This is a genomic window from Streptomyces sp. NPDC111802 (assembly GCF_055634335.1).
The window spans coordinates 1-7,192 of the sequence record NZ_JBVKCZ010000120.1; the positions used below are offsets into that span (position 1 = coordinate 1).

The window sequence follows — 7,192 nt, forward strand, 5'->3', positions numbered from 1 at the left end:
TCCCAATCGGCGGCCGAGTCGTCGTGGGGAGCCGGGCGGCCAAGCATCTCAAGCCACACAACGGCAGCCACTTATCAGCCACACCCAGCTCCCCCAGGCGCCACAACCCTACGAATGGCTGGGGCAGCCCCAGGAAGAAGGTAGAGCCACTTATCAGCCACACCCAGCTCCCCCGGGCGCCACAACCCTACGAATGGCTGGGGCAGCCCCAGGAAGAAGGTAGAGCCACTTATCGCCCGCCTGCGGCCGGCGCCGGCGCAGCCGGGCTGCGTACTCGGGACCGAACTTGGCACACCACTGCCGGACGGTCTCATGGGAGACGATGATTCCGCGGGCCAGCAGCAGTTCCTCCACCTCGAGGTAGTTGAGCGGGAAGCCCGGTGATCGCCCCAGGCCCGGGACGCCCCGCTCAAGTTGACGACGCCAATACGTCGGCCAGCTGCTGTTCGGACCTGTTCGGACGTCATGTCACCTCTTCTTCAGGTGAGTTTCAGGTCTCCGTGCACGATCTGCCGGGCGACGGTCTCGATCGATACTTCCTCGGCGAACGCCCGGGCCTTGATGAGTGCCAGCGCGTCGGCGGCGCGGCGGCCGAGCTGCTCGGAAAGCATTCCCGTCGCTTGCAGAACGGTTGCGCGGATGTCGATTTCGCCATAGAGGCCGGCGTCGGCGTCAGGGCCAAGGAGCACGATGGGGGTGAGGGCTGCGGCAACCTCGGCGAGGTCGGCGGGCCCACCGGGTGCAGGCCGTGGACCGAAGACCGTCAGTACCCCCATACCGCTGTCCTGCGACGGGAGTGGCAGGGCGGCCACCGAGGCGATACCCAGGGAGGCAAGGCCCGTCCCGTAGCCGGGCCAACGTGCCTCCATGGCCCGCCCGCACACGTGGAGCGGACGGCGTTGCGAGGCCGCGTCGCGTGTAGGTCCGTCGCCGAGCACGAACTCCAGGTCCTGCGCTGCCCGGGACTGTTCGTCGGACACGGCGATGGCGAGCTGGTTGTGGCCGGCGTCGACCAGTGTGACGGCGGCGCTGCTCGTGCCGCAGGCCTCGGCAATACCTGTCATGAACCGCGGTCGGGCGCCGCGTCCCTGGTCCCATTGAGCCGCGCGGCGGGCGAAGTCCTCCTGGAGCCGGGCCGAGGCACGGTGGCATGCGGCTGTTTTGCGATGAGTCTCTGCGATGTGGGCGTGGAACTCAATGCCGTCCTGTCTTGCCAGGCGTTCGTGCCGCTCGGCGATCTCCTCCGCCCGGTCCGCGCGCTCACGGGCCAGCGCGCCCGACGCCGTGCCACCGCTGCCACGCTGAGGCCCTCCTCGCGCTCGCGCCTTTGCGGATCCATGCGCCCAAGAGTACGTCGCGCTGTCAGTCCGGGGCGTCGCTTCGGCTCCTCTTCCATCATCAGGACGACACCGCCGTTGTGCCCGTCGAACCGGGAGAAGAACACATTGGAGGTGATGGACCGGCCGATGCGGCTCAGCGCCTCCACTGCGACCGGGCCCGGTCGCAGTCTGACCATCCAGTTCGGCGCACCGCGTGACCAGGCGCGGGTTGCTCAGGCCGGCCAGGGACTCCCGCAGGGTGGTGTCGGCGCAGGATGCTCTTGAGCTGGTTGATGGCCTGGGTTCGGGACTTGACCGCAGAGGTCTTGGCCAGTTTGAACAGCCTCAGCATCTCCACCGGGCCGTCGCTCGTCTTCGCCGTGGCCGTGGCCGTGGCGGTGGCGCGGCCGGACAGCACGGCGCGGGCGGCGGCTTCGGCATCCACGGCATCGGTCTTCCCCGTGGCGCCGCCGGGCGGCCTTGTCCGGCTGGTTGCCGTCACCTCAATGCCCTCCGCACGCAGGTGAAGCGCCAGGGCTGCACCGTAGGAGCCGGTGCACTCAACGCCTGCCCGCCGCAGCGTGCCGAACGAGCGGGCCCAGGCCACGAGCTGTCGGTAGCCCTCGGCCGTGGCTGGGAAACTGCGGCCGTCCAGGACGGCGCCGAGCACGGTGACCACGGCCGCCGCGTGGACATCTTTGTGAGTGTCGACACCAAGCAGGACCCCATTGTGAAGGTGGTTCCAGAGGGCCGTAGTTGGACTTCTGGGGCTGTCTGGCGTGACGGACGCCGACAAGGCCCCGGGCTGATGAGGCCTCCCGATAGAGCGGCGCCGTCGCAGTGGTGGTGTTCACGGGGCGAGCGGGCGCCCTGTGCTTCTCGGACAGCGGTTTTGAAGGGTTCTTTATGCTGCGGCCTGCAACTCTTCGTACTCGGCGTGGACTTCTGCAGCAGTTCGGTAGCCAAGTCGGGAGTGGAGGCGTCGACGATTGTAGAACATCTCGATGAAGCGGACGATCGCCCGATGTGCGTGGGCACGTGTCGGGAACGCAGTCCGGTGCACGAGTTCGTTGTTGAGGGAACCGAAAAATGATTCGGCCATAGCATTATCCCAGCAGACTCCGGTACGGCCGACCGATGCCCTCAGGCTCAACCCCCTGAGTCTGCTTTGGAGTTCTCGGGAAGTGTATTGGGCGGATTCAAACGGTCATTGCAACACCTCGATCACGGAGGTGTTGATGGGCAGGCCGGCAGGGTTGGCGGCGTTGACTGGACGGTCGCCGATGAAGTGCCCGGTGCGCCAGCGCTTCGGCGGGAAGTGGAACGTCAGTTCTGGCGGGAGGTCACGAAGGGGTTGCTCACCGAGGAGGCGGCAGCTGCGGTTGGCGTATCCGAGGCGGCGGGTTGCAGGTGGTTTCGTCACGGTGACGGCATGCCACCAATGGATCTTGCTCCGCAGTCCGGCCGGTACCTGTCCTTTCACGAGCGTGAAGAGATCGCGATCCTCAAAGTGCAGGGCATCGGAGTCCGGGAGACCGCGCGACGTCTCGGCCGCGATCCATCGACAGTATCCCGGGAACTGCGGCGCAACGCTGCGACCCGTGGCGGCCGACTGGAGTACCGGGCTTCGATCGCGCAGTGGAAGGCCTACCTCGTGGCCCGGCGCCTGAAGACAGCGAAATTGGCCGCGAACGACCGGCTGCGGGACTACGTCCAGGAAAGGCTTTCCGGCCAGGTCAGCCCCCCGGACGCGACGGTACTGGGACCGGACGGCCCGCGGCGGCAAGGGAGGAACAAGCCGCACCGCGGCGACCCCCAATGGGTCATGGCGTGGAGTCCGGAGCAGATCGCAAACCGGCTGAAGGTCGACTTCTCCGATGATGAGTCCATCGCGGATCAGTCATGAGGCGATCTACCAGGCCCTGTTCATCGAAAGCCTTGGAGCGCTCAAGCGTGAGCTCGTTGCCTGCCTGCGCACCGGCAGAGCCCTGCGGGGTGCCTCGTGCCCGGTCCAAGCGCAAGGCGTGGGCCCATGTCACGCCGGAGGTGTTGATCAGCGAACGGCCGACCGAAGCCGACGACCGTGCCGTACCGGGACACTGGGAGGGCGACCTCCTGATCGGACTTGAGCGATCGGCGATTGGCACGCTGGTCGAGCGCACGACCCGGTACACGGTGCTTGTCCACCTGCCCCGCCAGGACGGCTACGGCGTCGTTCCCCGTACCAAGAACGGGCCGCCGCTGGCCGGTTACGGCGCGGTGACGATGAAAGATGCGCTTGCGGCGACGATCGGCACCCTGCCCGAGCAACTATGGCGGTGCTTGACCTGGGACCGGGGCAAGGAGTTGTCGGCGCACGCCCAGTTCACGATCGAGACCGGCGTCCCGGTCTACTTCGCCGATCCGCACAGCCCTGGCAGCGCGGCACCAACGAGAACACGAATGGCCTGCTGCGCCAATACTTCCCGAAGGGAACCGACCTTTCTCGATGGGCGGCGGAGGACATCGAGGCCGTCGCAGCCACGCTCAACAGTCGCCCCCGCAAGAGCCTCGGTTGGAAGACACCCGCCGAAGCCCTCAACGACCATCTACTGGGGATCACTGTCCGAGAACTTCGGGGCGGCTCACGCCCCTTGAAAGCGCTGTTCTCGACACTGGCCGCTGCCGAGTGGGCCTACTTTTCGTCGAAGACAAGGTCCTCGGGATCATGGGTGAGCCGTACGGTATTGCCGCCAGTGACAGCTACGACGGTGTCTAGCCCTGTCCACTGCCCGCTGGAAAGGATGAGCAGCCGGTCGTCACGCTGTTCGAGGTAGGCGGGGAAGCGGTCCAGTGAGGGGTCACCGTCGTTGAGCTGGAGATAGTCCGCAAGTCGGCGAAACAGCTTGGGCCACAGCACCGCGTGGTCGGTCAGAGTGGACATGCCTTGTACGCTCGCCCCGCTGTGGGTCTGGTCCTTGGGCCACAGTCCCTTGCCGGCTTGCCGGGCCTGCTGCGCGGTCGTGGTCATTTCCTGGCGTAAGTCGACGAAGAGTTTGCGGTAGAAGGTGGGATAGGCCAGGCCCGATGCAAGCTGGTGGTGATTGGCTGTCTGGCGCAGATGCTCCGGGGTCACGTTGATGAGCGTGCCGCTGCTGCCGGGAACCTCAGTGCCGCGGCCGGCGAGGGCAACGCAGCGCCCGTGGACATCAGCACTGCGGGTGAGGATGTAGCCGGGCCGAGATTCGGGGCTGCACCCAGTCACGATTCCCTGGGCGTTTCGCTGCACATTCTCGAAACCCAGCCACGACAACAGGTCGGCGGCGGCAGTGCCGGCGAACGGAGCCGGCTGATGCAATTCGGGCCCTCCGGGCGGACGGTAGTGCGTCTCGAGGGTGTCAATGGCGTCGAGACGGAGCTGTGCGCCGCCGCTGCGGTTGCGCCGCACGCGCCGTCCGCGCAGAAGGTCCCACTCGTTCGGGGCATCAGGGTAGAAGCGGACGGAGTCGCCGTCGGGACTCGCTCCGACGATCTTGTATGAGCCTTTGATCAACAGCATCGGCATGACGGCGCTCTCCTCGGGGTCGCGTGCTGACCTGACTGTGTCCCTCTTCAAAGCGGCCCACACTGAAACCACCTCATACCAGTATGAAGGCTAAGCAACGGGTGGGCTGGTTCCTCGGCGAGGTAGGCATGACCGTGTCGCGGTTTCCCGAATCGTCGACACGGCGTCGTCAAGTTAACTTGGGGCGTGAGGTGATCCTCGCGGAGTTCGTCTCGGTAAGGGGTGTTCGTGGCACGCCGCCGTCGTACAAGCGGTTCCGGTTTCCAACGGAGGTCATCTCCCACGCGGTGTGGCTGTACCAGCACCCGCGGGGCGCGTACTCCAGGAGGCCTATTCACGGGATGACACGGCCCGGGTTCCTTGATCATCAGGACGGTTCTAATCGGTAGTCTGACGTCTGCGACAACGTCAGAAGTGAACCGGGCAGGGCTGTTTAGCTGAAACGTTACGGCAGGGCGAGACAAGGATCGATGGACGGGGTCCACTAGATTGGGCGTCCGAGGGTCATGAATGCGGTGGGCGGAACATCGCCGCCCGCTCCGCTGCCATCTGGTGGAAGAGTGCCACACCGAGCCACACGGTCCCCATCATGACGAGCCCGGCGCAGACTGCAGCGGATCGGATGGCTCGGATTTCTTGGTCGAAGCCTATCTACCAGGGGCTTCACCTGTCTGTCAGCCCCACTTTCCAGCTTGGTCAGCAGGTTGGAAAGCGCTCAATGCGGGAGGACGCGTGGGATAAGCGGTCTCGCGTTCGGGCAGGTGTCTGACAGCTATGCGCCTTTTGATTTCACAAGTGCACAATAGCGCTCGAATTGATCAGCAGTGCAACACCGTTCTCCTATGCACCAGTGCCCGGTTGTGGTGAAGCGGCCAGTGCTCCGCAAACGCCCCCTCGTCTGGGATAGCTGGACGTGAACAAGGCTGAGCCGGAACCGTCCTCGATGTGCTGACCGCGGTGAACTTGTGGCCTGCGTCATTCAGTTCGCTGATCTGGGTCAGCTGGGACACCAGAACACGATGGCAGAACGGGGGCGTGGCCAAGCTGCCCAGCTGACGCCGACGCGCAAGGAGTGCGCAGGTTATCGGAGACGACGAATCACGAACAGCCCCCCGAGCAAACGCCAGAGGGCGGGGGTTGCTGGCCCCGTGGGATCAGCAGTCTCGACGTGTGGGCCCAGTCCGTCCCTATCCGCCTGGCGGGCTACGAGGACGACCTTACCGAGCCCCACATCTTGCCCAGCGTGGACTGATACCCAAGCTGATCAACGAAGCCACCACCGACCACTGAGCCGCCCCGAAGGTCTCGGACAGTGATCCCCGATAGGATCGAAGTCCGGAACGGCGGAGAGAGCACGTGGCACCAAAGCGCAGGAAGTTCAGTCCAGAATTCAGGGACGAGGCGGTCAAGATGGTGGTCGTGGAGTCCCGGCCGATCGCCGAGGTCGCGCGCGAAATCCAGGTGAACGAGAGAACTCTGGGCACGTGGGTCAGCCGGTATCGGCAAGAGCACGCCGATGAGGAACCGCCGCTGAACATCAGCAAACGCGCCCGGCTGCGCGAGCTGGAACGTGAGAACCGTGAACTGAGGATGAAGACCGAGTTCCTGGGAAAAGCGGCTGCCTTCTTCGCTCAGGAATACCGGTGACGGAGAAGTACGAGTTCATCGACGGCGAGTCCGGCACCTATCCCGTGCAGCGGATGTGCCCCTGGGCAGGTGTATCCACGTCGGGTCTCTACCACTGGCGTTCCCGACCGTTATCGGCCACCGCCGGGCGACGCCCGCCACTCAGGGAAATTATCCGCCAGGTCTTCTCCGACTCACACGAGACCTACGGCTACCGGCGCGTCCACGCGGCCCTGAAGCGGATGAACGTACAGGCCGGGCCGGAGCTGGTGCGCGCCCTGATGCGGGAACTGGGCCTGGTCCCGTGCCAGCCACGGCGCTGGCGAGTGACCACCCTCGCCGAGACTACGGCACCGTCCACACCCGACCTGATCACCCGTGACTTCACCGCAGATGCGCCCGGCCGCAAACTGGTCAGCGGCATCACGTATATTCACACCTGGGCCGGGTTCCTTTATCTCGCTACGGTCATTGACTGTCACACCAAAGCCGTGGCCGGCTGGGCAATGGCCGATCACATGAAGACCTCACTCATAGCGGACGCGCTCGACATGGCAGCACGGAATATCGACCTCGCCGACGGATACATATTCCATTCGGACCGCGGCAGCCAAGGCGGATTCAACTGGTCGTCGCAACACCTTGATCACGGAGGTGTGCGATGGGCCGAGACGAGAGGCAGAAGGTGCCGGAGGCGCCTGCG

General features: G+C 65.4%; 7 protein-coding genes and 2 pseudogenes. 4 read left to right on the top strand and 5 right to left on the bottom strand.

Annotation, left to right across the window (positions count from 1 at the left end):
- Positions 1–225 precede the first annotated feature (225 nt).
- The 4 genes and pseudogenes from ACZ7NC_RS43845 to ACZ7NC_RS43860 all read right to left on the bottom strand — a co-directional run.
- Positions 226–375: pseudogene (locus ACZ7NC_RS43845) on the bottom strand (IS6 family transposase); the annotation flags it as partial.
- A 104-nt stretch (positions 376–479) separates the two neighbouring features.
- Positions 480–1,064 (bottom strand): GAF and ANTAR domain-containing protein, encoded by a 585-nt coding sequence (locus ACZ7NC_RS43850; RefSeq protein ID WP_471497661.1) that lies wholly within the window; start codon positions 1,062–1,064, stop codon positions 480–482.
- A gap of 409 nt (positions 1,065–1,473) precedes the next feature.
- A complete protein-coding gene (locus ACZ7NC_RS43855) occupies positions 1,474–1,998 on the bottom strand; it encodes an IS110 family transposase (protein ID WP_471497663.1) in 525 nt (174 codons plus the stop codon).
- Positions 1,999–2,223: 225 nt separating this feature from the next.
- The gene (locus tag ACZ7NC_RS43860; RefSeq protein ID WP_471497665.1) at positions 2,224–2,472 is read right to left on the bottom strand and encodes an integrase core domain-containing protein; all 249 of its coding nucleotides are present in this window, start codon (positions 2,470–2,472) and stop codon (positions 2,224–2,226) included.
- A gap of 85 nt (positions 2,473–2,557) precedes the next feature.
- Between ACZ7NC_RS43860 and ACZ7NC_RS43865 the strand changes: the two are divergent.
- Positions 2,558–3,910: pseudogene (locus tag ACZ7NC_RS43865) on the top strand (IS30 family transposase); the annotation flags it as partial.
- An 83-nt stretch (positions 3,911–3,993) separates the two neighbouring features.
- Here the strand turns inward: ACZ7NC_RS43865 and ACZ7NC_RS43870 are convergent.
- Complete coding sequence (locus ACZ7NC_RS43870) at positions 3,994–4,863, bottom strand: nuclease (protein WP_471497667.1); 870 nt, start codon at positions 4,861–4,863, stop codon at positions 3,994–3,996.
- A 1,072-nt stretch (positions 4,864–5,935) separates the two neighbouring features.
- Between ACZ7NC_RS43870 and ACZ7NC_RS43875 the strand changes: the two genes are divergently transcribed.
- From ACZ7NC_RS43875 to ACZ7NC_RS43885, 3 genes are all read left to right on the top strand, one after another.
- Positions 5,936–6,115, top strand: a complete 180-nt coding sequence (locus tag ACZ7NC_RS43875) for a hypothetical protein (RefSeq protein ID WP_471497669.1) — start codon at positions 5,936–5,938, stop codon at positions 6,113–6,115.
- Between the two features lie 104 nt (positions 6,116–6,219).
- On the top strand, positions 6,220–6,510 hold the full coding sequence (locus ACZ7NC_RS43880) for a transposase (RefSeq protein ID WP_471497671.1): 291 nt from the start codon (positions 6,220–6,222) through the stop codon (positions 6,508–6,510).
- Positions 6,507–7,192, top strand: a 686-nt coding sequence (locus ACZ7NC_RS43885; protein WP_471497673.1) for an IS3 family transposase, incomplete at its 3' end; no start/stop codon positions are given. The genes ACZ7NC_RS43880 and ACZ7NC_RS43885, both read left to right, overlap by 4 nt.